We start from the raw sequence: 21,398 nt of genomic DNA, 5'->3' as shown, positions 1-21,398 counted from the left end.
ACGTTCCACGTGGAACCTTGGCGCCTGCCCCCCGACTGCGCAACCGACCCCAACCCGATCGATACAGCGCTATCTATCCGACAAACGGCGCTTAACGGTGCGCGAGTCGCGCGGTCAATCGGCCCATAGCGTTTCAGCGGCGAGCGGTTCGGCTGTTGCGACGATCGCCTCTACTACCCACAGGTCGGGATCGCGCTCGCGTCTTTCACACCAATAGGCGGTGAGGTCCGCTTCGACCGCCAGATCGGGTTTACGCCGCACGATCCGGCTGCGACCGTCAAGGTCGCGTTCGCGCTCCAGCAGGCGGGCATTGCCATTGCGATCGATCGCCAGCAGTAGGACGATGCCTGAATCCCGGTCGCCTCGCGCCAGCACCATCGCGCTACCGCCCGCCGCCTCCACCGCGCGCGTGAAGGCGTTGACGCGCAGCGCCGTCGGCCAATCGCTCACCGGTTGGAATAGCCGGGCAGGGTCGCGAGCGCGATTCGGCTCTTCATGAAGGTGCCGGTACCGCGTGCCGCTTCCTCGCCCTCTACATCGATCAGATGGGCATCGGCGATGAACACGCGTCGCTTGCCCGATACCCAGCGCCCCTCGGCGATTACCCGGCCCGGCCCCAACGGCCGCTGGAGCAGCAGGTTGAACGCGGTGGTCAACAGGAAACGATCGGTGACGAGGCTGTTGGCGGCGTAGAAGGCCGCGTCGTCGAGCATCTTGAAATAGGTCGTACCATGCGCCGCGCCCGCCGCGTGGAAATGCCGTTCGTCGATGGTGAAATGGATGCGCGCCACCCCGGCCTCGACGATCTCCAGCCGCGAATCGAACAAACGGTTGATCGGGGCAGCCGCGTACAGCGCCTCCAATGCCCGGAAATGTGCCGCTTCGCCGGCCGGTACCTCAGGCTGCGTCACGCGCCTCGACACCCGACAGCAACGCATAGAGCGCGTCGGCGGAGCCGGCCCCGCGCAGTTTCGCCCGGAACGCCGCATCGCGCAGCGCGCGCGAGACGCGGGCCAGCGCCTTCAGATGATCGCTGCCGGCATCGGGCGGCGACAGCAGCGCGAAGATCAGGTCGACCGGCAATTCGTCGATCGCCCCGAAATCGATCGGGCGGTCCAGCCGGACGAAGATACCGAAGACGCCCCGCGAACTGTCGATGCGCGCATGGGGTATGGCGATGCCGCCGCCGAACGCGGTGGTCCCGAGCTTCTCGCGGTCGGCCATGCGGTCGGCGACCAGCTTCGGATCGACCCCCGCCGCGCCGTGCGCGACGGAGGCGATATGCGCGAACAATGCCTTGCGCGTGCTGGCGGAAACCTCCGCCAGCACCGTTTCAGACGTCACGAGATCGTGGAAGTCGTACAAGTCAGGCCGCGCGATTGGGTTCGACCCAGCCGATCGTGCCGTCATGGCGACGATAGACCATGTTGAACGATCCGGTACCGCTGTTCATGAACAACAGCGCATTGGTGTTGCGCAGGTCGAGCATCATGACCGCGTCGGACACGCTGGCGTCGGGCACATCGACCCGGGTTTCGGCGATGATGAGGGGAGCGTCGGCGACCTCTTCCTCTTCCGGTTCGCCACCGCCGAACACGGTGTAGCCGGCATTGTCGAAGCCATTGTCGTAACCGCCGGCTTCGTTGAATGCCGCCGCCTTGGCCGCGTTACGGTCCTTCAACCGGCGGGTATAGCGGCGCAGCTGCTTTTCGATCTTGTCGGCGGCGCCGGCGAACGCACCCTGCGCATCCTGCCCCTCATTATGCCCCTTCAGGACAAGGCCCTGCATGACATGACAGACGATGTCGCAGACGAAGCCATTGTCATGCGGCCCCTTGCCGAAGGTCGCGGTCGCCGAGATCGCGCGCTGGAAATATTTGTCGGCGATGCCCTGGAGTCGCTCCTGGACCATCTCCTTCAGCGCGTCCCCGGTGTCGACCTGGTGCCCCGAAACCCGGATGTCCATGTAATCCTCCGTCATTGTGAAACCGTGTGAGCCGCTCAAAGCGGGTGTTGTCAACGCCTCAGGTCGGCGACTGGCCCCATAACGGGTCCTTCAACGTGCCGACGAACGCGGCGTGGACGGCGAGTTCGGCTTCGCTGGCCGAAAACTGGCGCGGCGGGCGGACGCGTGAGGGGGCGACGGTGTCCACTGCCTCGGCCACCAGCGTCGGGGTGGCATCCAGCCCGAAGCCGATCTGGCGACCGCCCATCAGCTCGACATAGACCTGCGCCAGCAACTGCGCGTCGAGCAGCGCGCCGTGCAGCACGCGGCGGCTGCGGTCGATGCCGAACCGGACGCACAGTGCGTCCAGCGTATGCTTGGCGCCGGGATGACGGCTGCGCGCGATGGCCAGTGTATCGACCATGCGCGACAGGCAGATCGCATCGCGTCGGCACGCACCCAGTTCGCCGTTCAGGAAGCTGAAATCGAAATTGGCGTTGTGCGCGATCAGCGGGCTGTCGCCCAGGAACGCCAGCAGGTCGTCGATCGCGGTGTGGAAGGCGGGCTTGTCGGCGAGGAACGCGTCGGACAGGCCATGCACCGCCTCCGCTTCCTTCGGCATCGATCGGCCGGGATTGAAATAGGCGTGGAAGGTGCGGCCGGTTTCGACCCGGTTCACCAGCTCGACACAACCGATTTCGACCAGCCGGTCGCCTTCCGAAAATTTGAAGCCGGTGGTTTCGGTATCGAACACGATTTCACGCATTCCCACCTTATCCGCCTTCGTGTGGCACCATGCAAGCGACCAGCGCGGCGACCCGGGCACGGGTCGCGGCGAGTGTCGTGTCGGTGTGGATAAGGTGTTGGGCGCGCGCACGTTTTTCCGCGTCGGGCAGTTGCGTGGCGAGGATCGCGGCGAAGGCAGACTCGGTCATGCCGGGCCGGGCCAGCACGCGCGCGCGCTGCACCTCCGCCGCAGCGGTCACGACCGCCACGGAATCGCACCGCGAGTCGCCACCGGTTTCGAAAAGCAGGGGCACGTCGAGCACGACGAGCGGCGCGGTGGCATAGGTGTCGAGGAAGCGCTGGCGTTCGGTCGCAACCGCCGGGTGGACGATCGCTTCGAGCCAGCGACGCGCGTCAGGGTCGGCAAAAATCCGCGCGCGCAGGGCAGGGCGGTCGACGCCGGCTGGGCCGGTGGTGCCGGGGAAGGCGGCTTCGATCGCGGGCAGCAATATGCCGTTCGGACCTTGCAGGGTGTGAACGGTCGCATCGGCATCGAACACCGGCACCCCGAGGTCGCGGAACATCTGTGCGACGGTCGACTTGCCCATGCCGATCGATCCGGTGAGGCCGAGGATGTGGGTCATTGATCCAGTCCACTCCACCGGTTTGGTACCCCCGCGAAGGCCGGGGTGCAGTTGGGGAACGGCTGTGGATAACCCGTTACGCTCTGTAGCTGGCCCCCGGCCTTCGCCGGGGTACGGGTCGTGTGGGGGGCGGCACTACTCATGCCAGCAATCGCGCGCGCAGTTCGTCGTCGCGGTCGCGCGGCGGAGCCACCCCGAAAAACAGTTCGAACGCCAGCGCTGCCTGACCGACCAGCATTTCGAGGCCGTCGACGGTATCGAGGCCGCGTTCATGCGCCTGTGCCAGCAGCAGCGTTTCGATCGGGGCATAGACCGCGTCGTAAACGACGGCATCGTCGGGCAGCGGCGACAGGTCGATGCTGAGCGACGGCTGTCCGGTCATGCCGAGCGTGCTGGCATTCACCAGCAGCTTAGCCGCAGGCAACGGCGCGGTGAGGGGCAGCGCGTCACCCTTCAGCCCGAAGGTCGACAACAAAGCTGCGGCCTTCAGCGGATTGCGGTTGAGGACGGTCACGCGCCCAACCGCCAGCTTGGACAGCGCGAACAGGATCGCGCGCGCCGCGCCACCGGCACCGATCACCGCCACCGGCTGCTTCGTCAGGTCGAGTCCGGCGATCGGCGCATGAAAACCGGCGGCATCGGTGTTAGTACCGATCCACATGCCGCCTTCGTCACGGAACACGGTGTTGATTGCCCCGATCGATCCACGCACGTCGCCCGGATCGGCGACGTGATCGAGCGCCGCCAGCTTGTGCGGGACGGTAACGTTGCACCCCCGCCAGTTCGGGTCGCCGCGACGGCTGTTGAAATAGGCCGCCAGATCATCAGGTTTCACGTGGAACCTGCGATACTCGGCGTCCAACCCCAGCTGATCCAGCCAGAAGCTGTGGATAAGCGGTGACTTGCTATGGGCGATCGGGTCACCGATCACCTCTGCATAGGGTTTCATGCGGGCAGTTTTCCCCGTTGGCGCAGGTAGCGCGCGATTTCGAGCAAGGGCATCCCCAGGATCGTCCAATGATCGCCGTCGATCCGGTCGAACAACTGCACGCCCGGCCCCTCGATCCGGAAACAGCCGACGCAGCCAGCGATCGCCGGCCACTCGGCATCGAGATAGGTTTCGATGAACGCGTCGGACAGCGGGCGGACGGTCAGTTTCGCATGGCCGACATGGCGCCAGACCGGCCGGCCACCTTCGACGAACACCGCTGCGCTGAACAGGTCGTGCCGCCCGCCGGACAGCGCGCGCAGGTGCGCGGCGGCGGCGGCGCGGTCGACCGGCTTGTCGAGGACGGTGCCATCGGCCAGCGCGACGACGGAATCGCCGCCCAGCACCATCGCGCCGCCGACACGGGTCGCGGCGCGCATCGCCTTCATTTCGGCCAGCGCGTCGGCGAGGTCGCGGGGTTTCAGGTTTTCCACGGCCAGCGCCGCCTTGGCCGCTTCTTCGTCCAGACCGCTAGACATGGCGTCGTGGGGAATGCCAGCGGCGTCGAGCATCGCCCGGCGGGTGGCGCTCATTGAGGCAAGGACGAAGCTCATGCGCGCGCCTCCAGCTTGCGATCGTTGCACAGGGTGATGATCGCTGCCGCCGTTTCCTCGATCGACCGGCGGGTGACATCGATCACCGGCCAGCCATTGTCGGCGAACATCCGCCGGGCGAACGACAATTCCTTCACCACCGCATCCTGTTCGACATAATCGGTGTCGGGCATCTGGTTGAGCGACAGCAGCCGGTTGCGGCGGATCGCGATCAGCCGGTCGGCGCTAGTGGTCAGGCCCACGACCAGCGGATTCTTCAGCCCGAACAGGATCGGCGGCGGTGGGCTTTCGACCACGATGGGGATGTTCGCGGTTTTGTACCCGCGATTGGCGAGATAGATCGAGGTCGGCGTCTTGGATGATCGCGACACGCCGGCCAGCACGATGTCGGCCTCCTCCCAATCCTCCGACGCGATGCCGTCGTCATGCGCGATGGTCCACTGGATCGCGTCGACCCGGGCGAAATAGGCGGCGTCCAGGCTGTGCTGGCGGCCCGGCCGTGCCTTTGCCTCCTGTCCCAGCAGATTGGACAGCGCGTTGCTGACCGCGTCCATCGGGGCGACGATCGGCAGGCCCAATGCGGCGCAGCGCGCCTCCAGCATCCGCCGGATCGCCGGGTTCACCAGCGTGTAGAGGACGAGGCCGGGGTTGACGGTAATCTCCGCCAGGATGCGTTCGAGATGGGTTTCGGAACGGACCATCGGCCAGAAATGGCGCATCGTGTCGACATCGTCGAACTGCGCCAGCGCCGCCTTCGCGATATTCTCCAGCGTTTCGCCGGTGGAGTCGGACAGGAGGTGGAGGTGCAGCCGCATGGACGGCCCTTTCTGCACAAGGCTGTGGATAAGTCGGGGGCAGGGGCTAGCGTAAGTCGGCCGTCCCGCCAAGCTGTGGGAAAGCCCGGTTTCATGCCCAAACTATCCACAATCCCGACACAGGCAGCGATTCAACCCACAGGCTGTGGATAGTGTGGACGGGCAGACGGGAATCGATGGATTCAAGCGAGTCCGCAGGGGTCAATCTGTTGGCATTTCGGGTAATCCACCATAAGCCCCGCTATCCACCGCCCAACTGCTTTCAACCACCTATTTAGATTCTACTTTAATAGTAGAAGGGAGCGACGACGCTGACCGGTTCTCCTGATCCCAAACCACTCCTCCGGGTGCTTTCCGGTGAGAAGCCTGTCGTCCCGCCGCTTTGGCTCATGCGACAGGCGGGACGCTATCTTCCCGAGTATCGCGCGCTCCGGGCAGAGAAGGGGGGCTTCCTCGATCTGGTCAACGATCCCGCCGCCGCGGCGGAAGTCACGTTGCAACCGCTGCGCCGCTTTGCGTTCGACGGGGCGATCCTGTTCAGCGACATATTGATGGTCCCCAACGCCCTGGGACAGCGGCTGTGGTTCGAAGCGGGCGAGGGGCCTCGCCTGGCACCCGAACTGCGCACGCGGGCCGCTATCGATGCTCTGCGGCCGGATATAACGATCCTCGATCCGGTCTATGCGACGGTGCGCGGGGTGGCGGCGGCATTGCCGGGTCGGACGACGTTCCTGGGCTTCGCCGGATCGCCCTGGACGGTCGCCACCTATATGATCGCGGGCAAGGGCAGCCGCGAGCAGGCCGAGGCGCGCCGCATGGCTTATGGTGATCCGGCAGCGGTGCAGGAACTGATCGACCGCATCGTCGCGATGACGATCGATTATCTGGCGGGACAGGTCGCCGCCGGGGTCGAGGCGGTGCAGCTGTTCGACAGCTGGTCGGGCAGCCTGGCCCCGGCCGAGTTCGAACGCTGGGTGATCGCGCCGACGGTAGCGATCGTCGAGGGGCTGCGCGCGCGCTGCGATGTGCCGATCATCGGTTTTCCCAAGGGCGCGGGCGGCAAGCTCGCCGCCTATGCCCGCGAAACGCGCGTTGATGCGATCGGATTGGACGAAACGGTCGATCCCGTGTGGGCGAACGCGCAGTTACCCACAGGCTTGCCGGTGCAGGGCAATCTCGACCCGCTGCTGCTGATCGCCGGGGGAGGAGCGCTGGACGCTGGAGTCGATCGGGTGCTGGCCGCCTTTGCCGACCGTCCGCATATCTTCAACCTCGGTCACGGCATTCAGCAGGACACGCCAATCGCGCATGTCGAGCAGCTCGTCGCACGGGTTCGTCGGGCATGAGCGGGTTTCTGGGCAGCGCCTATCTGTGGATAAAGGCGGCGCATATCGTGTTCGTCATCTTCTGGATGGCCGGACTGTTCATGCTGCCGCGCTATCTGGTCCATCATCAGGAGGGGCTGTCCGATCCTGCCGAACCGCCCCGCTGGATCAAGCGCGAGGCGTTGCTGCGACGGATGATCCTGACCCCGGCGATGATGGTCGTCTGGGTACTGGGATTGTTGCTGGCGGCAAATGTCGGGCTGTTCGACGGCGGCGCGGGGTTGGGCTGGCTGCACGCGAAGCTGTTGGTCGTGGTGCTGCTAAGCGGCTATCATAGCTGGTCGGTGGGCTACGCCCGCAAGCTGGCGGCGGGGCGGCCGACGCTGACGGCGAAGCAGTTGCGGCTGGCCAACGAACTGCCGGCGCTGGCGGCGATTGCGGCGGTCGTGCTGGCGGTGGTCAAGCCGTTCTGAGGGAGGCAGGGTAGATGCTGGCGATCTGGTTGGCGGTACAGGCCGCAACGGTACCGGCCGTAAATGTCTGGGATGATCTGCGCTGCATCGCCAGCATTTCCCAATCGTTCGAAACCGCGGCACCCAGCCAACGGGCGATTCTGACCGCCGGCATGGTCTATTTCATTGGGCGCGTCGAAGGGGCATCACCGGCGACCGACATCGCGGCGTCGGTACAGCGCATCCGGCGCGCGCCTGGGGCGAAGGCGGCACTCGACGCGGCGGCATTGCCCTGTGCGAAGCGGATATCGGCCAGAATGACCCTGTTCGCGAAGCTCGATCCCGGCGTGACCAAGGTCGAACCCGCGCGCTGACCATCGCCGGCTGCTTGACTTGGAGCAGGTCGCCACCTAGGTCATCAACAGCGGTGCCCGGTCCTCGGTGCGCCCGTCCCAGCCGCTTGTGTCCGCCTTGTTCGCCGACCTTGCCTCTATCTCGCTGATCTGGACCACCCCCCGATGCATCTCAAAGACTTAAAGAAACATGCGCCCGCCGAACTGGTCTCGATGGCCGAAGAGCTGGGCGTCGAAGGCGCGTCGACGATGCGCAAGCAGGACCTGATGTTCGCGATTCTCAAGGCGCGTGCCGAGAATGGCGAGCAGATCATGGGCGTCGGCACGATCGAAGTGCTGCAGGACGGCTTCGGTTTCCTGCGCAGCCCGGAGGCGAATTATCTCGCCGGCCCGGACGACATCTATGTATCGCCGAACCAGGTGCGCAAGCACGGCCTGCGCACCGGTGACACGGTCGAGGGTGAAGTCCGCGCGCCCAAGGATGGCGAGCGGTATTTCGCGCTCAGCAAGCTGGTGTCGGTCAATTTCGACGATCCCGATGCGGTCCGCCACCGGGTCAATTTCGATAACCTGACGCCGCTCTATCCCGAATCCAAGCTGACGCTCGACCAGCTCGACCCGACGGTCAAGGACAAGTCGGCGCGGGTGATCGACATCGTCAGCCCGCAGGGCAAGGGCCAGCGCACGCTGATCGTCGCCCCGCCGCGCGTCGGCAAGACCGTCATGTTGCAGAACATGGCCAAGGCGATCACCGATAATCATCCCGAAGTGTTCCTGATCGTCCTGCTGATCGACGAGCGCCCGGAAGAAGTGACCGACATGCAGCGCAGCGTGAAGGGCGAGGTCGTCTCCTCCACCTTCGACGAACCCGCGCAGCGCCACGTCCAGGTTGCCGAAATGGTGATCGAGAAGGCCAAGCGGCTGGTCGAGCACAAGAAGGACGTCGTGATCCTGCTCGACAGCATCACGCGTCTCGGCCGGGCCTACAACACCGTGGTCCCGTCGTCGGGCAAGGTGCTGACCGGTGGTGTAGATGCGAACGCCTTGCAGCGGCCGAAGCGCTTCTTCGGCGCCGCGCGCAACATCGAGGAAGGTGGCTCGCTGTCGATCATCGCGACGGCCCTGATCGATACCGGCAGCCGCATGGACGAGGTGATCTTCGAAGAGTTCAAGGGCACCGGCAATTCCGAAATCGTCCTCGATCGCAAGGTTGCCGACAAGCGCATCTTCCCGGCGCTGGACGTGGGCAAGTCGGGTACCCGCAAGGAAGAGCTGCTGGTCGACAAGACCAAGCTCAGCAAGATGTGGGTCCTGCGCCGCATCCTGATGCAGATGGGCACCATCGACGCGATGGAGTTCTTGCTCGACAAGATGAAGAATTCGAAGACCAACGAGGACTTTTTTGATAGCATGAACCAATAGCGTTTGGACCGCGCCATGCTGGCGCGGATCACAAACGCGGCCGGCCGGCGGGGCAACGCCCCGACCGACGACGCGGGCTTTGCCCGCGTCCGCCCCAAGAAACGCCCGTCTTTTCCACAGGGAAAGGCGGGCGTCGTCATATCCACCCTGTTCAAAAGGCTGTGGATAACTATCGCAAAGTTCCTCGCAGCGACGCTCCACCAACCGATATCGCCATCGACCGCGTTTCCGCCTATCATGCGGGCGAACCACAGGGAAACACCCATGAAGATCAACGTCGAAGTCGATTGCACGCCCGAAGAAGCGCGCCGTGCCATGGGCCTGCCCGACTTCACGCCGGTCCATGAACGCTATGTCGCGATGCTGACCGATACGATGGAGAAGGGTGCCAGTCCCGAACTGCTCGACCAGATGATGAAGAGCTGGGCGCCGATGGGCGAGGCGGGCATGACCTTCTGGCGCAAGATGTTCGAGACGGCGGGTCGTGGCGGCTGACACCATTTTCGCGGTGTCGAGCGGACGACCGCCCGCCGCCATCGCCGTATTGCGGGTGTCGGGGGCTGGCTCGTTGGACGCCGCCGCTCGACTGGCGGGACGCCTGCCGCCGCCCCGGCACGCTGCCGTCCGCGCGCTGCGCGATCCTGTGGATAACCGGTTGCTCGATCGGGCGTTGGTACTGGTCTTTCCAGGCCCCACGACCGCGACGGGCGAGGATCTGGTCGAACTGCATCTACATGGCGGGCGAGCCGTGGTGGCAAGCGTCGAGCGGGCGCTGGCCGGCCTGCCGGGCCTGCGCGCCGCCGAACCTGGAGAGTTTACCCGGCGTGCGCTGGCCCATGGACGGATCGATCTGACCGAAGCGGAAGGGCTGGGCGACCTGCTGTCGGCCGAAACCGAGGCGCAGCGGCAGATGGCGCTGGCGAACAGCGACGGTCGGCTGCGACGGGCGGTCGCCGACTGGACGGCGACGGCAACCCGGTTGTCGGCGATGATCGAAGCGGTGCTGGATCATGCCGACGAGGACGATGTCGATACCGGCAGCGATGTGGTCGTGACCATTCGCGGGCAGGCCCGAGCATTGTCGGAAACCATCGGCACGGTACTGGCCGTGCCGCCGGTCGAACGGTTGCGCGACGGTATTCGCGTGGTGCTGGCCGGACCGCCCAATGCCGGCAAATCGACCTTGCTCAACGCGCTGGTCGGACGCGAGGCGGCGATCGTGTCGCCGGTCGCCGGGACGACCCGCGACGTCATCGAGATACCGGTGACGCGCGAAGGGGTGGCGTGGCTGTTTCTCGACACGGCCGGGCTGCGTGAGGACAGCGACGATCCGATCGAGCGGATCGGGATCGAGCGGGCGACCGGGTTGATCGCTGGCGCGGATGTCGTGCTGTGGCTGGGTGACGATGCACCACCGACTGAAGGTCGGGTGATCGCACTCTATCCCCGCGCGGATATTCGTGAAGCGGCGGTGGAGGAGCGTATCGCGGTTTCGGCAGCGACCGGCGACGGGATCGACGCGGTCTGGACAGCGCTGACCAAGGAGGCTGCATCCTTGCTGCCCAAGGTCGATGAACTGGCGCTCAACCGGCGGCAAGCGCATCACGCGACATCGGCGGCGGCAGCGCTGGGACGTGCTGCGGTGCAGGACGACCCGCTGTTGCTGGCCGAGGAATTGCGCTATGCGGTGCAGGCATTCGCGGCGTTGACCGGGATGCGCGCGACCGAGGCGGTTCTCGACGATCTGTTCGGTCGCTTCTGTATCGGCAAATAATGTTCCACGTGGAACCACGAGCAGCATGACCTATGATGTAGTGATCGTCGGTGGCGGCCATGCCGGCACCGAAGCAGCGGCGGCAGCGGCCCGGCGCGGTGCAACCACGCTGCTGATTGATTTCGCACCTGAACGGATCGGCGCGATGTCCTGCAACCCGGCGATCGGGGGGCTGGGTAAGGGGCATATCGTTCGCGAGATCGACGCGCTCGACGGACTGATGGCGCGGGCGGCGGATGCGGCGGCGATTCATCACCGGATGCTCAACCGATCGAAGGGGTCGGCGGTGCAGGGGCCGCGGGTCCAGGCCGATCGCGTGCGCTATGCCGCGGCGGTGCGGTCGCTCCTGGCCCATCCCAGGCTGACCGTGCTGGGCGGTGATACGGTCGCGCTGACCACCCAGGGCGACCGGGTGACGGGTGTCGAGCTGGCCGATGGCAGCCGGATCGGTGCGCGGACGGTGGTGCTGGCGACGGGCACGTTCCTGGGTGGTACGATGTTCCGGGGTGAGGAGCGTGCGGTCGGCGGGCGTGTCGGCGAGCGTGCCGCGACGCGCCTGGGACAGCAGTTGCGCGACCTGTCGCTGCCGATCGCGCGGCTGAAGACCGGCACGCCGCCGCGTCTCGACGGACGGACGATCGATTGGGCCAGGCTCCCCGAACAGCCGTCGGATGCAGACATCTGGACGATGTCGCCATTGTCCGATCCGGCCAGGCGCTTGCCGCAGCTCGCCTGCGCCATCGCGCGGACGACCGCCGAAACGCACGACATCATTCGCGCCGCGCTGGACCGATCGCCGCTGTTCGGGGGATCAATCGAGGGGCGGGGGCCGCGCTATTGCCCGTCGATCGAGGACAAGGTGCATCGCTTCGGCGATCGCGACGGGCACCAGATATTTCTCGAACCCGAAGGGCTGGACACGCATCTGGTCTATCCCAACGGCGTGTCGACCTCGCTGCCGACCGATGTGCAGCAGGCGATGTTGCGCAGCGTCGTCGGGCTGGAGCGGGTGGAGATCGTGACGCCGGGCTACGCCGTCGAATATGACTATATCGACCCGCGCGCACTGTCGGCCACACTTGGGCTGCGGGCCTTGGGCGGGTTGTATTTTGCCGGTCAGATCAACGGCACCACCGGCTATGAAGAGGCCGGTGGACAGGGGCTGGTCGCCGGTGCCAATGCGGCGGGCGAGGCGCTGGGGCTTGACCCCCTGATCCTGTCGCGCGAGTCGAGCTATATCGGCGTGATGATCGACGACCTGGTGTTGCAGGGCGTCTCGGAGCCGTACCGCATGATGACCGCGCGGGCCGAATATCGGCTGCGGCTGCGGTCGGACAACGCCGCTACCCGGCTCGGTTCCACCGGCGCTGCGGCAGGTTTGCTGTCGGCGGACCGCATCGCGTTTCATGCTGCGCGCGAGGAGAAGCGGGCGGCGCTGTCGATGGCACTGTCCGTGCGGCATGTCGCCAACGCCCTCGCGACGAAGGGTGCTCCGGTCGCCGGCACCGATACCCGCAGCGGCGGGGAATGGCTGTTGGTGCCGGGCGTCACGGCGCAGCATCTGGGGATCGATGTGCAGGACGAGCTTTTGGGCGAGTTGATCGAGGATGCGCGCTACGCGCCGTATCTGGAACGGCAGGCGGCCGAACTGGCGGCGGCGCGGGTCGACCATGTCGCATTGCCCGCAAACTTTACTTATGGCGCGGTGCCCGGCCTGTCGAACGAGATGGTCGAACGGCTGACGTCCGCCGCGCCCGAGACCCTCGCCGCCGCCGGACGTATCCAGGGGGTTACGCCGGCGGCGCTGGTCGCGATCCTGTTGCATCATCGTGGGGGCAAGCTGGCGGCATGACCGAACAGGACGCCCGTCGCTGGATCGAGGCGCGCTTCGGGGTGGAGCGTACCAACCGACTGGCGCAATTCGCCGACCGGATCGTCGCCGAAACCGCCAACCAGAATCTGATCGCGGCCTCGACGATCGAGCATATCTGGGAACGGCATCTCCTCGACTCCGCGCAACTGGTGCCGCTGGCCGAACCTGCCGGGGCGGGGGACTGGATCGACATCGGATCAGGGGCGGGATTCCCCGGCATCGTCGCCGCGATCCTGACCGATCGCCGCATCGTGCTGGTCGAACCGCGGGCGCGGCGGGCGGCGTTGCTGGGCGAGGTGGCCGCAGACCTGAAGCTGTCCAATGTCGTCGTGCATCAGGCCAAAATCGAGAAATTGCCGGCGGACCGCCCGGCAGCGATCATCACCGCGCGTGCGGTGGCACGACTGGCCGCGTTATTTGCGATCGGCCATCGGCATAGCGATACCGATACGATATGGGTGTTGCCGAAGGGACGTTCCGCCGCCGAAGAACTGGTCGAGGCCAAGGCCGACTGGCGCGGGATGTTTCACGTGGAACATAGCATTACCGATCCGACATCGTCGATCGTGGTCGCCAAGGGAGTGCGCCAAGCATGATTTGCATTGCCATCGCGAACCAGAAGGGGGGCGTCGGCAAGACCACCACGGCGATCAACGTCGGTACCGCCTTGGCGGCGACTGGGCTGGAGGTGTTGATCCTCGACCTCGATCCGCAGGGCAATGCGTCGACGGGTCTCGGCATCGGCCGCAACGATCGCGAGCATTCGACCTATGACCTGCTGGTCGGCGACCTGATGCTGAACGAGGCGGCGATCCCGACCAAGGTGCCACGCCTGTCGATCGTACCCGCCACCGTCGATCTGTCGGGTGCCGAAATCGAGCTGATCGAGTTCGAGGTGCGCACCCACCGGCTGGACCGGGTGGTCGAGGCCAGCGGCGGGAAGTGGGATGTTATCCTGATCGACTGTCCGCCGTCGCTCGGCCTGCTGACCATTAACGCGATGGTAGCGAGCCATGCGCTGTTGGTGCCGCTCCAGTGCGAGTTCTTTGCTCTGGAGGGACTCAGCCAGCTGCTGAGCACCGTCGAGCGGATTCGCGGCCGGTTCAATCCCGGTCTGTCGATCCTGGGCGTAGTGTTGACGATGTACGACCGGCGCAACCGGCTGACCGATCAGGTGTCGGACGATGTGCGCGCGGTGTTGGGGAAAGTGGTGTTCGATACGGTAATCCCGCGCAATGTGCGCCTGTCCGAAGCGCCCAGCCATGGCGTGCCCGCGCTGATCTATGATTATCGCTGTGCCGGGTCGGAAGCCTATATCGCGCTGGCGCGTGAAGTGATCGCCCGCCTGCCGCAACTGGCGGAGGCGGCATGAGCGAGCCGGCAACGCCGCGCCGTCCACGCATGGGAGGGCTTGGCCGGGGGTTGAGTTCGCTGCTGGGCGAACCCGATGGCGAGGTTTCGACGGCGCGCGGATCGACCCCGCCCACCGGCGTACGGCAATTGCCGGTTACCGCGCTGGCGCCGCTGCCCGGTCAGCCGCGTCGCTTCTTCGACGAAACCGCGCTCGACGAGCTGGCGGAATCGATCTCGGCGCGCGGGGTAATCCAGCCGATCGTGGTTCGGCCGCACGGCAAGGGCTATCAGATCGTCGCCGGCGAGCGTCGCTGGCGTGCGGCGCAACGGGCGCGGTTGCACGAGGTACCGGTGGTCGTGCGCGACTTTACCGATGCCGAGACGATGGAAATCGCGCTGGTCGAGAATATCCAGCGCCGCGACCTGACCGCGATCGAAGAGGCCGAGGGCTATCGCCGGCTGATCGACGAGTTCGGCCATACTCAGGAGGTGCTGGCCAATCTGGTTGCCAAGTCGCGCAGCCACGTCACCAATCTGCTCCGCCTGCTCGAACTGCCCAAGCCGATCCAGGACATGGTCGGCGACCAGCGGTTGAGCATGGGCCATGCCCGTGCGCTGATCCATGTGCCCGGTGCCGAGGCGATCGCCGAAAAGGTGGTGACCAAGGGCCTGTCGGTACGCGATGTCGAACGGATGGCGCGGCAGGCACGCGATCCCGACCCGAAGCGCGTACGATCGCCACGCGATCCGGCGATGAGCGGTGGCGGGGGGGACGGCGCGACCGATGCCGATCTGCGCGCGCTGGAACGGCAATTGGGCGACGTGCTGGGGTTGAAGATCCAGATCAGCCATGGCGAGAAGGGCGGATCCATCACCATCGGCTATTCGACGATCGGTCAGCTCGACATGGTTTGCCAGCGGTTAAGCGGCGAGCGGATCTGATACGCAAAATTTACGGGTAGGCGGGCATGGTATGGATATGAACATGCCGATTCGCCCGCCGCTGGCCGAACCGACCAAAAGCGTGCCTGCGATCGGTGTGCTGCTGGACATATCCGGCGCGTCGAGCCGGCTGCTGCTCGATATGCACGCGCTGTCGGACTACACTTCGCAACACGGGAACGAACAGGAACCTGCCGGGCAGGTGGGGTCGCTGGTCAAGTTGCAGATCGGGCGGACATGGGTCGTGGCCAGTATCCGGTCGACCCGACTGGCCGATGACGGGTCGAACCTGGTCGCCGAAGTCGATCTGATGGGGGAGGGGTATGAACCCGAACCCGGACAGGGAATGCGGGGATTTCGGCGCGGCGTGACGCGATACCCGTTGCCGGGGACGGCGGTGCATCCTGTGTCCCGCGATGCGCTGCGGCGAATCTATGCGATGCAGGATCGGCCGCATATCACGATCGGTACGGTACATATGGCGCCGGACCTGCGCGCGGCGCTGTATGTCGATCCACTGCTCGGCAAGCATTTCGCACTGGTCGGATCGACCGGTACCGGGAAATCGACCTCGGCCGCGTTGATCCTGCACCGCATCTGCGATTTCAGCCCCCATGGACATATCGTCGTGATCGATCCCCACGGCGAATATGCGACAGCCTTCGCCGACAGGGGGGAGTTGCTCGATGCGTCGAACCTGCAGCTTCCCTATTGGCTGCTCAACTTTCACGAACATTGCGACATCCTGCTGACGTCGGAAGGCTCGGCGCGGCAGGTCGAGGCAGACATCCTTGCCCGGTGCATCCTGGCGGCAAAGGCCAAGAGCCGGATGGCGCAGGAGATTGCGCGCCTCACCGTCGACGCGCCGATCCCGTATCTGCTGTCCGACCTGATGACGATCCTGCAGGCGGAAATGACGCGTATGGACCGGGGCAGCGACAATGCCCCCTATCTGCGCCTGAAGGCCCGGCTGGAAGAGGTTCGCGCCGATCCGCGCTATGCGTTCATGTTTTCGGGTATGCTGGTGGCCGATACGATGGCCAGCTTCCTGAAGCGCGTGTTCCGCCTGCCGGCGCAGGGGAAACCGATCTCGATCGTCGACGTGTCGGCGGTACCGTCGGAAATCACGTCGGTCGTCGTGGCGGTATTGTCGCGGCTGGTGTTCGATTTCGCGATCTGGTCGCGGGGCGAAACGCCCAAGCCGGTGCTGCTGGTGTGCGAGGAAGCGCATCGCTACGTGCCCAACGAACGGGCCGGAGCGGGATCGTCGGCGGCGGGAATCCTCAGCCGGATCGCGAAGGAGGGGCGCAAATACGGCGTCTCGCTGGGCCTGATTACCCAGCGGCCCTCCGACCTTGCCGAGGGCGTCCTGTCGCAATGCGGCACGATCCTCACGATGCGGCTGAACAACGAACGCGATCAGGCATTTGTCCGCGCGGCGATGCCGGAGGATGCGCGCGGGTTCCTCGATGCCATTCCGGCATTGCGCAATCGCGAATGCATCATCGTCGGCGAAGGCGTTGCGACGCCGATCCGGGTGTCGTTCGACATGCTCGAACCGTCCCGCTGCCCGGCCTCCGCTTCCCCCTCGTTCACCGAGATGTGGCAGCAGGAAGGTGGCGAGGATGCGATGCTGGATCGCACCATCCGGCGCTGGCGGACGCAGGGGCGCTAAGCCGGTCGGGTTCGATCTAAGATTTGAGCGCAAAGTTTTGGTCGGCGTTTGCGCGCCGGCTTACCGGGCGGCGACGCTCATCAACTGCCCGACATGCTGGCGGAAGCGGGTCAGTTCGTTGCCCTGCAATTGCTGCACCGTCGCAAAGGCGACCGAGCGCGGATTGACCGGCACGCCGTTCTTCCACAGCTCGTAATGCAGATGGGGACCGGTCGACAGGCCGGTCGAGCCGACATAGCCGATCACCTGCCCCTGCGACACATGAGTGCCGGCACCGACGATGATCCGACTCATATGGCCGTAGCCGGTGGCGAGACCGCCGCCATGATCGAGCTTCACGAAATTGCCATAGCCGCCATGCCATCCGGCGCTGGCGACACGGCCATCGGTGGTGGCGCGGATCGGGCTGCCATAGGCGGCGGCGAAGTCCATGCCCTTGTGCAAGCGGCGGAAGCCCAGCACCGGATGCATCCGCCAGCCGAAATTGGAAGAGATGCGCGCCGCGACCGGCCACATCATCGTGCCCTTGCGCTCGCCCACGCCCTTGGGATCAAGCCATTCGATGCGACTGCCATCCTGCCAGCGGACCAAGCGGACGTCGCGGCGGCCGGTCAGCCCGGCATAGAGCAGCTGGCCGAGCTGGACTTCGCCGGTCGCGGCCCGTGCCTGTTCGACGATCAGGTCGAAGGCGTCGTCCTGTCCGACCTGCCCCATCGGCACGAGGCCGGAGACGGTGCGGATATAGGTTTCGACCGCCTTGGCCGGCGCACCGGCGGCGCGCGCGGCGCGGTAGAGGCTGGCACCGACCCGGCCACGGATGCGCAGCGGGGTATGATCGATGGCGATCGGCCTGGCGTCGAGGCGCAGCGTTCCGCCTTCGCGCACGATGTCGAGTGCGAGATCGAACTTAGCGCGAAAGGCGAGGCGTTCGAGCGGACGTGGCTGCGACAGGCTGTCGCGACGGCCGAGCGTAATGTCCAGACGCGTGCCGGGTGTCAGTTCCGCCGGATCGACCCGGCCGGCGACGAGGGCCGCGACCTGCCGTGCCTCGCCCGCACCGACGCCGGCACGCTCCAGCGCGCCGGCAATCCCGCTGCCCAGCGTCGCCGTCGCCTCGACGATCGGCCGTTCGGGCGTGTTGGCGAGCGGGACGACGCGCGCGGTGGCGGCGAGCCGCATCCCACTGGTGCCGCCCAGTGCGCTCGCGCCGAACGACAGGCTGCGCGCTTCGTCGAGCGCGGTACCGTCGAGCGGGGCAGGGACCGCGCCCAGGATCGGTCGGTCCCATGCGGGCGACAATGCCCAGACGCCGGCGCAGAGCGCGGTGCAGGTGGCGAGGCCCCGCCACCAATCGCGCGATCCGATCGCGGCGCCCAGGTCTGGGGTCCAGTCGAACGATTCGATGCGGCTGCGAAGCGCGGCGGTGCGGGCCGGGGCGGACAGGATCGGGGCACGACCGAAGCGCAACGCGCTGGTGCCGCCCGCCAGTTCCAGTCCATGATCGGTCCGCAGGAACACGCCCAGCCCCCAATGGCGGCCGCCCGACCCGGCCCAGTCCTCTCCCCCTGTGAAGCCAAATATTTAAAGTCAAATGAACCACGCGACGGGTGGATCGCCGTGCGACGGACCGTGGGATCGCCGCGACCGGGCGAAACCTTGCCGGGAACCCGTGAAACCCGTTGCACCGGGCCGCGACAGCCCCGATGTTGTGCGGGATGAGCCAGTTCGCGCGTAGCCCGGTCACGGCAGTGCTGGGACCGACAAATACCGGCAAGACCTATCTCGCGATCGAGCGGATGTGCGGTCATGCCTCGGGAATGATCGGCTTTCCCCTTAGATTGCTCGCGCGCGAGAATTATGACCGCGTCGTCGCGATGAAGGGCGTGGAGAATGTCGCGCTGGTGACCGGCGAGGAACGTATCGTCCCGCCAAAGGCGCGCTGGTTCCTGTGTACCGCCGAATCGATGCCGCTGGAGCGCGAAACGGCGTTCGTCGCGCTGGACGAGGCGCAGCTGGGGGCCGATCCCGAACGTGGCCATGTCTTCACCGACCGGCTGCTGCGTGCGCGAGGACGCGAGGAGACGATGATCCTCGGCTCGGACTCGCTCAAACCGATGATCCGCGCGCTGGTGAAGGATGCCGAGATCATCTCGCGTCCGCGCTTCTCGACGCTCAGCTATGCCGGTGCGCGCAAGCTGTCGCGCCTGCCGCGACGCTCGGCGATCGTCGCTTTCTCTTCGGAGGAGGTCTACGCCGTGGCAGAGGCGATCCGCCGGATGCGCGGCGGGGCGGCGGTGGTGATGGGCGCGCTGTCCCCGCGTACCCGCAACGCGCAGGTCGCGATGTTCCAGTCGGGCGAGGTCGATTATCTGGTCGCGACCGATGCGATCGGCATGGGGCTGAACCTCGACGTCGCGCATGTCGCCTTCGCGTCGCTGCGCAAGTTCGATGGCCGGCGGCAGCGGCGGCTGACCGTCGCCGAAATGGCCCAGATCGCCGGGCGCGCCGGGCGGCACCACCGCGACGGCACCTTCGGGTCGCTGGTGGAGGAAGGACCGAACGCCTTCACGCCCGAGGAAGTGCTTGCGATCGAAGGGCATCATGTCCCACCGCTCGAACGCCTCTACTGGCGCAGCGGCGAGCCGGACTTCTCCAGTATCGACGCGCTGATCGAGAGTCTGGAACGGCGGCCGAACCACCCGGTGCTGACCGCCGCACCCGAAGCGATCGACCTGATCGTGCTCAAGCGGCTGGCCGAGGAGGATTGGGTCCGCACCCGCACCCGGTCGTCGGCGATGGTCCGGCGGCTCTGGTCGGCGTGCGGCCTGCCCGATTTCCGTAAACTGGGTCCCGATCCGCACAGCCGCTTCGTCGGGCGGATCTTCGGCCATTTGAGCGAGGGGGCGGGGCACATCCCGCACCAATGGTTCGCCGATGAATTGCAGCGGCTGGACCAGATGAACGGTGATGTCCAAACCATCGCCGGCCGGATCGCGGCGGCGCGCAGCTGGGCCTATATCGCCCACCGTGCCGACTGGCTGCTCGATCCCGACCATTGGGCGGCGCGGACGCGCGGCGTCGAGGAAAAGCTGTCCGACGCGCTGCACGACCGGTTGCGGCAGCGGTTCGTCGATCAGCGGACGACGGTGCTTCTGCGGCGGATCGGCGCCGGCGCGGCGGACCTGCCGGTCGATGTCGCCGTCGATGGTGCGGTCAGCGTCGACGGCCATGCGCTGGGCAGGCTGACCGGGTTCCGGTTCGAGGTATCGCCGGACACGCGGGTCGCCGACAAGCGGCTGCTGATCGCCGCGGCGGAAAAGGGCCTGGCGAGCGAGCTGCGCAAACGGGGCGCGGAATTGATCGCGGCCGCCGATACCGAACTGGCCTTGGCGGCCGAACCGGGTGCGATGCCGGAAATCACGTGGAACGGGCTGACCGTCGCAACGCTGACCGGGGGCACGACGCTCGACCGGCCGGTAGTGATGCTCGATCGCAGCCTGCAGGTCCTCGATCGTACGGCGCAGGGCGAGGTGCGCGAGCGGCTGGCGGGGTGGGTGCAATCGGAGGTTGTCCGCCGGGCGCCGACGCTGGGCGCGCTGGCGGCGCTGGCACGCGATCCGGCGGCGAGCGGATCGCTGCGGGCGGTGGCGGCGGCACTGACCGAGGTCGGCGGGATCGCCCCGCGCGACGGGTTCGACGCGATGCTCGCGCCGCTCGACGGTGCTGACCGACGGCGGCTGCGCAAGGCGGGGGTGGTGATCGGCGCGCTCGACCTGTTCGATGCGCGGTTGTTCCGTCCGGCGGCGGCGCGGTGGCGGGCGGCGTTGCTGGCGGCACGCGACGGTCATCCGGTCGAAACGCTGGCACCGACGGGCGCAACGGTGATGCCGGTCGGGCAGGGAGCATGGGGCTTCCGCCGCTTCGGTCCCCAAGCGGTGCGCGTCGACCTGATCGAACGGCTGGCGCAGGCGGCGCATGATGCGCGCAAGGGCCATGCCCCGTTCGCGCCCGATCCGGCGCTGGCGGTGTCGATGGGACTGAAGCCGGAAACGATCGCGCGGCTGATGGCAGGGCTGGGATTTCGCCCGAGCGCGCCCGTGGGTGAGGTGCCGCAATGGCGCTGGGCGCCTGCCCGACGGCGTGCACCAGCTCCGACGCAGCGCCCGATTGCACGTCCGGGCAATGCCTTTGCCGCGCTGGCGGATCTGGGGTTCGATCGCTGATGGCGGCGCGTGCGCCGGAACCGGTGCCGCACCTGCGGCTCGACCTGTTCCTGTGGTATGCGCGCTTCGCCAGGACCCGCAGCGCGGCGCAGGCGATCGCCGAGAAAGGCACGCTGCGCCTGGACGGTCGCCGGATCGACCGCGCCCATTGCCCGGTCCGCATCGGCATGGTCATCGCCTTTCCCCAGGGGACCCGCGTGCATATCCTGCGGGTCGAGGCGCTGCCGGCCCGCCGGGGGTCGCCCGCCGAAGCGCAGGCGTTCTACACGCTGCTGGAACCGAGTGGGTCCGGCCCCGTTGACGGGGGCAACGACCCGGCATAACGCGGGGGCGA

23 protein-coding genes are annotated in these 21,398 nt (G+C 66.6%); 13 read left to right on the top strand and 10 right to left on the bottom strand.

All coding sequences use genetic code 11. From position 1 onward, the window contains the following. Nucleotides 1–114: 114 nt before the first annotated feature. The 9 genes from ASE83_RS02230 to ASE83_RS02190 all read right to left on the bottom strand — a co-directional run bounded on the left by ASE83_RS02230 (nt 115) and on the right by ASE83_RS02190 (nt 5,672). Nucleotides 115–450, bottom strand: coding sequence for a DUF1491 family protein (locus ASE83_RS02230; protein ID WP_055786548.1), 336 nt, complete (start codon nt 448–450; stop codon nt 115–117). Beyond that, on the bottom strand, nt 447–938 hold the full coding sequence (locus ASE83_RS02225; protein WP_055786549.1) for a PaaI family thioesterase: 492 nt from the start codon (nt 936–938) through the stop codon (nt 447–449). The genes ASE83_RS02230 and ASE83_RS02225 overlap by 4 nt, the downstream gene beginning before the upstream one ends. Next, nucleotides 898–1,365 carry a PTS sugar transporter subunit IIA gene (locus ASE83_RS02220; protein ID WP_055786552.1) on the bottom strand — a complete coding sequence of 156 codons (468 nt, stop codon included), beginning with the start codon at nt 1,363–1,365 and terminating at the stop codon, nt 898–900. The genes ASE83_RS02225 and ASE83_RS02220 overlap by 41 nt, the downstream gene beginning before the upstream one ends. 1 nt (nt 1,366) lies before the next feature. Then, entirely contained in the window at nt 1,367–1,966 is a 600-nt protein-coding gene (gene hpf, locus ASE83_RS02215; RefSeq protein WP_055787677.1) for a ribosome hibernation-promoting factor, HPF/YfiA family, read from the bottom strand. Between the two features lie 58 nt (nt 1,967–2,024). Then, nucleotides 2,025–2,711 carry a DNA polymerase III subunit epsilon gene (gene dnaQ / locus ASE83_RS02210; protein ID WP_055786554.1) on the bottom strand — a complete coding sequence of 229 codons (687 nt, stop codon included), beginning with the start codon at nt 2,709–2,711 and terminating at the stop codon, nt 2,025–2,027. A 7-nt stretch (nt 2,712–2,718) separates the two neighbouring features. Further along, nucleotides 2,719–3,315 (bottom strand): dephospho-CoA kinase, encoded by a 597-nt coding sequence (gene coaE, locus ASE83_RS02205; RefSeq protein ID WP_055786557.1) that lies wholly within the window; start codon nt 3,313–3,315, stop codon nt 2,719–2,721. A 139-nt stretch (nt 3,316–3,454) separates the two neighbouring features. Next, on the bottom strand, nt 3,455–4,264 hold the full coding sequence (locus tag ASE83_RS02200) for a shikimate dehydrogenase family protein (RefSeq protein WP_055786559.1): 810 nt from the start codon (nt 4,262–4,264) through the stop codon (nt 3,455–3,457). After that, nucleotides 4,261–4,857 (bottom strand): Maf family protein, encoded by a 597-nt coding sequence (locus ASE83_RS02195; protein ID WP_082443206.1) that lies wholly within the window; start codon nt 4,855–4,857, stop codon nt 4,261–4,263. Before ASE83_RS02195 ends, ASE83_RS02200 begins: the two co-directional genes overlap by 4 nt. Further along, on the bottom strand, nt 4,854–5,672 hold the full coding sequence (locus ASE83_RS02190) for a pyruvate, water dikinase regulatory protein (RefSeq protein ID WP_055786562.1): 819 nt from the start codon (nt 5,670–5,672) through the stop codon (nt 4,854–4,856). Before ASE83_RS02190 ends, ASE83_RS02195 begins: the two co-directional genes overlap by 4 nt. Nucleotides 5,673–5,983: 311 nt before the next feature. Between ASE83_RS02190 and hemE the strand changes: the two genes are divergently transcribed. The 11 genes from hemE (at nt 5,984) to ASE83_RS02135 (ending at nt 16,841) form a co-directional block, all read left to right on the top strand. Beyond that, a complete protein-coding gene (gene hemE / locus ASE83_RS02185) occupies nt 5,984–7,018 on the top strand; it encodes a uroporphyrinogen decarboxylase (RefSeq protein ID WP_055786565.1) in 1,035 nt (344 codons plus the stop codon). Next, the gene (locus ASE83_RS02180; RefSeq protein ID WP_055786569.1) at nt 7,015–7,470 is read left to right on the top strand and encodes a CopD family protein; all 456 of its coding nucleotides are present in this window, start codon (nt 7,015–7,017) and stop codon (nt 7,468–7,470) included. The genes hemE and ASE83_RS02180 overlap by 4 nt, the downstream gene beginning before the upstream one ends. A 14-nt stretch (nt 7,471–7,484) precedes the next feature. Beyond that, entirely contained in the window at nt 7,485–7,823 is a 339-nt protein-coding gene (locus ASE83_RS02175; RefSeq protein WP_055786571.1) for a hypothetical protein, read from the top strand. Nucleotides 7,824–7,967: 144 nt separating this feature from the next. Continuing rightward, the gene (gene rho, locus ASE83_RS02170; protein WP_055786574.1) at nt 7,968–9,224 is read left to right on the top strand and encodes a transcription termination factor Rho; all 1,257 of its coding nucleotides are present in this window, start codon (nt 7,968–7,970) and stop codon (nt 9,222–9,224) included. Nucleotides 9,225–9,488: 264 nt separating this feature from the next. Beyond that, nucleotides 9,489–9,719 (top strand): DUF6489 family protein, encoded by a 231-nt coding sequence (locus ASE83_RS02165; RefSeq protein WP_055786577.1) that lies wholly within the window; start codon nt 9,489–9,491, stop codon nt 9,717–9,719. Continuing rightward, nucleotides 9,709–10,998 carry a tRNA uridine-5-carboxymethylaminomethyl(34) synthesis GTPase MnmE gene (mnmE, locus tag ASE83_RS02160; protein WP_055786579.1) on the top strand — a complete coding sequence of 430 codons (1,290 nt, stop codon included), beginning with the start codon at nt 9,709–9,711 and terminating at the stop codon, nt 10,996–10,998. The genes ASE83_RS02165 and mnmE overlap by 11 nt, the downstream gene beginning before the upstream one ends. A 25-nt stretch (nt 10,999–11,023) precedes the next feature. Further along, nucleotides 11,024–12,850 carry a tRNA uridine-5-carboxymethylaminomethyl(34) synthesis enzyme MnmG gene (mnmG, locus tag ASE83_RS02155; protein WP_055786582.1) on the top strand — a complete coding sequence of 609 codons (1,827 nt, stop codon included), beginning with the start codon at nt 11,024–11,026 and terminating at the stop codon, nt 12,848–12,850. Further along, entirely contained in the window at nt 12,847–13,467 is a 621-nt protein-coding gene (gene rsmG, locus ASE83_RS02150) for a 16S rRNA (guanine(527)-N(7))-methyltransferase RsmG (RefSeq protein ID WP_055786585.1), read from the top strand. Before mnmG ends, rsmG begins: the two co-directional genes overlap by 4 nt. Further along, the gene (locus ASE83_RS02145) at nt 13,464–14,243 is read left to right on the top strand and encodes a ParA family protein (protein ID WP_055786588.1); all 780 of its coding nucleotides are present in this window, start codon (nt 13,464–13,466) and stop codon (nt 14,241–14,243) included. Before rsmG ends, ASE83_RS02145 begins: the two co-directional genes overlap by 4 nt. Next, nucleotides 14,240–15,166 (top strand): ParB/RepB/Spo0J family partition protein, encoded by a 927-nt coding sequence (locus ASE83_RS02140; RefSeq protein ID WP_055786591.1) that lies wholly within the window; start codon nt 14,240–14,242, stop codon nt 15,164–15,166. Before ASE83_RS02145 ends, ASE83_RS02140 begins: the two co-directional genes overlap by 4 nt. A 43-nt stretch (nt 15,167–15,209) precedes the next feature. Further along, nucleotides 15,210–16,841, top strand: coding sequence for an ATP-binding protein (locus ASE83_RS02135; protein ID WP_082443234.1), 1,632 nt, complete (start codon nt 15,210–15,212; stop codon nt 16,839–16,841). Between the two features lie 60 nt (nt 16,842–16,901). Here ASE83_RS02135 and ASE83_RS02130 read toward each other — a convergent pair whose 3' ends face one another. After that, nucleotides 16,902–18,359, bottom strand: a complete 1,458-nt coding sequence (locus tag ASE83_RS02130) for a M23 family metallopeptidase (protein ID WP_055786594.1) — start codon at nt 18,357–18,359, stop codon at nt 16,902–16,904. 197 nt (nt 18,360–18,556) lie between these two features. Here ASE83_RS02130 and ASE83_RS02125 point away from each other — a divergent pair, with 197 nt between their 5' ends. Beyond that, the gene (locus ASE83_RS02125; protein ID WP_055786597.1) at nt 18,557–21,064 is read left to right on the top strand and encodes a helicase-related protein; all 2,508 of its coding nucleotides are present in this window, start codon (nt 18,557–18,559) and stop codon (nt 21,062–21,064) included. Next, nucleotides 21,064–21,387: an RNA-binding S4 domain-containing protein gene (locus ASE83_RS02120; protein ID WP_055786600.1), complete on the top strand. Its 324-nt coding sequence runs from the start codon at nt 21,064–21,066 to the stop codon at nt 21,385–21,387. Before ASE83_RS02125 ends, ASE83_RS02120 begins: the two co-directional genes overlap by 1 nt. Nucleotides 21,388–21,398 lie beyond the last annotated feature (11 nt).

The sequence above is a fragment of the Sphingomonas sp. Leaf32 genome (assembly GCF_001421765.1).
Lineage (GTDB): Bacteria > Pseudomonadota > Alphaproteobacteria > Sphingomonadales > Sphingomonadaceae > Sphingomonas.
The sequence above is the reverse complement of the archived record's forward strand: the minus strand, read 5'-3'. Positions and strand labels throughout refer to the sequence as shown.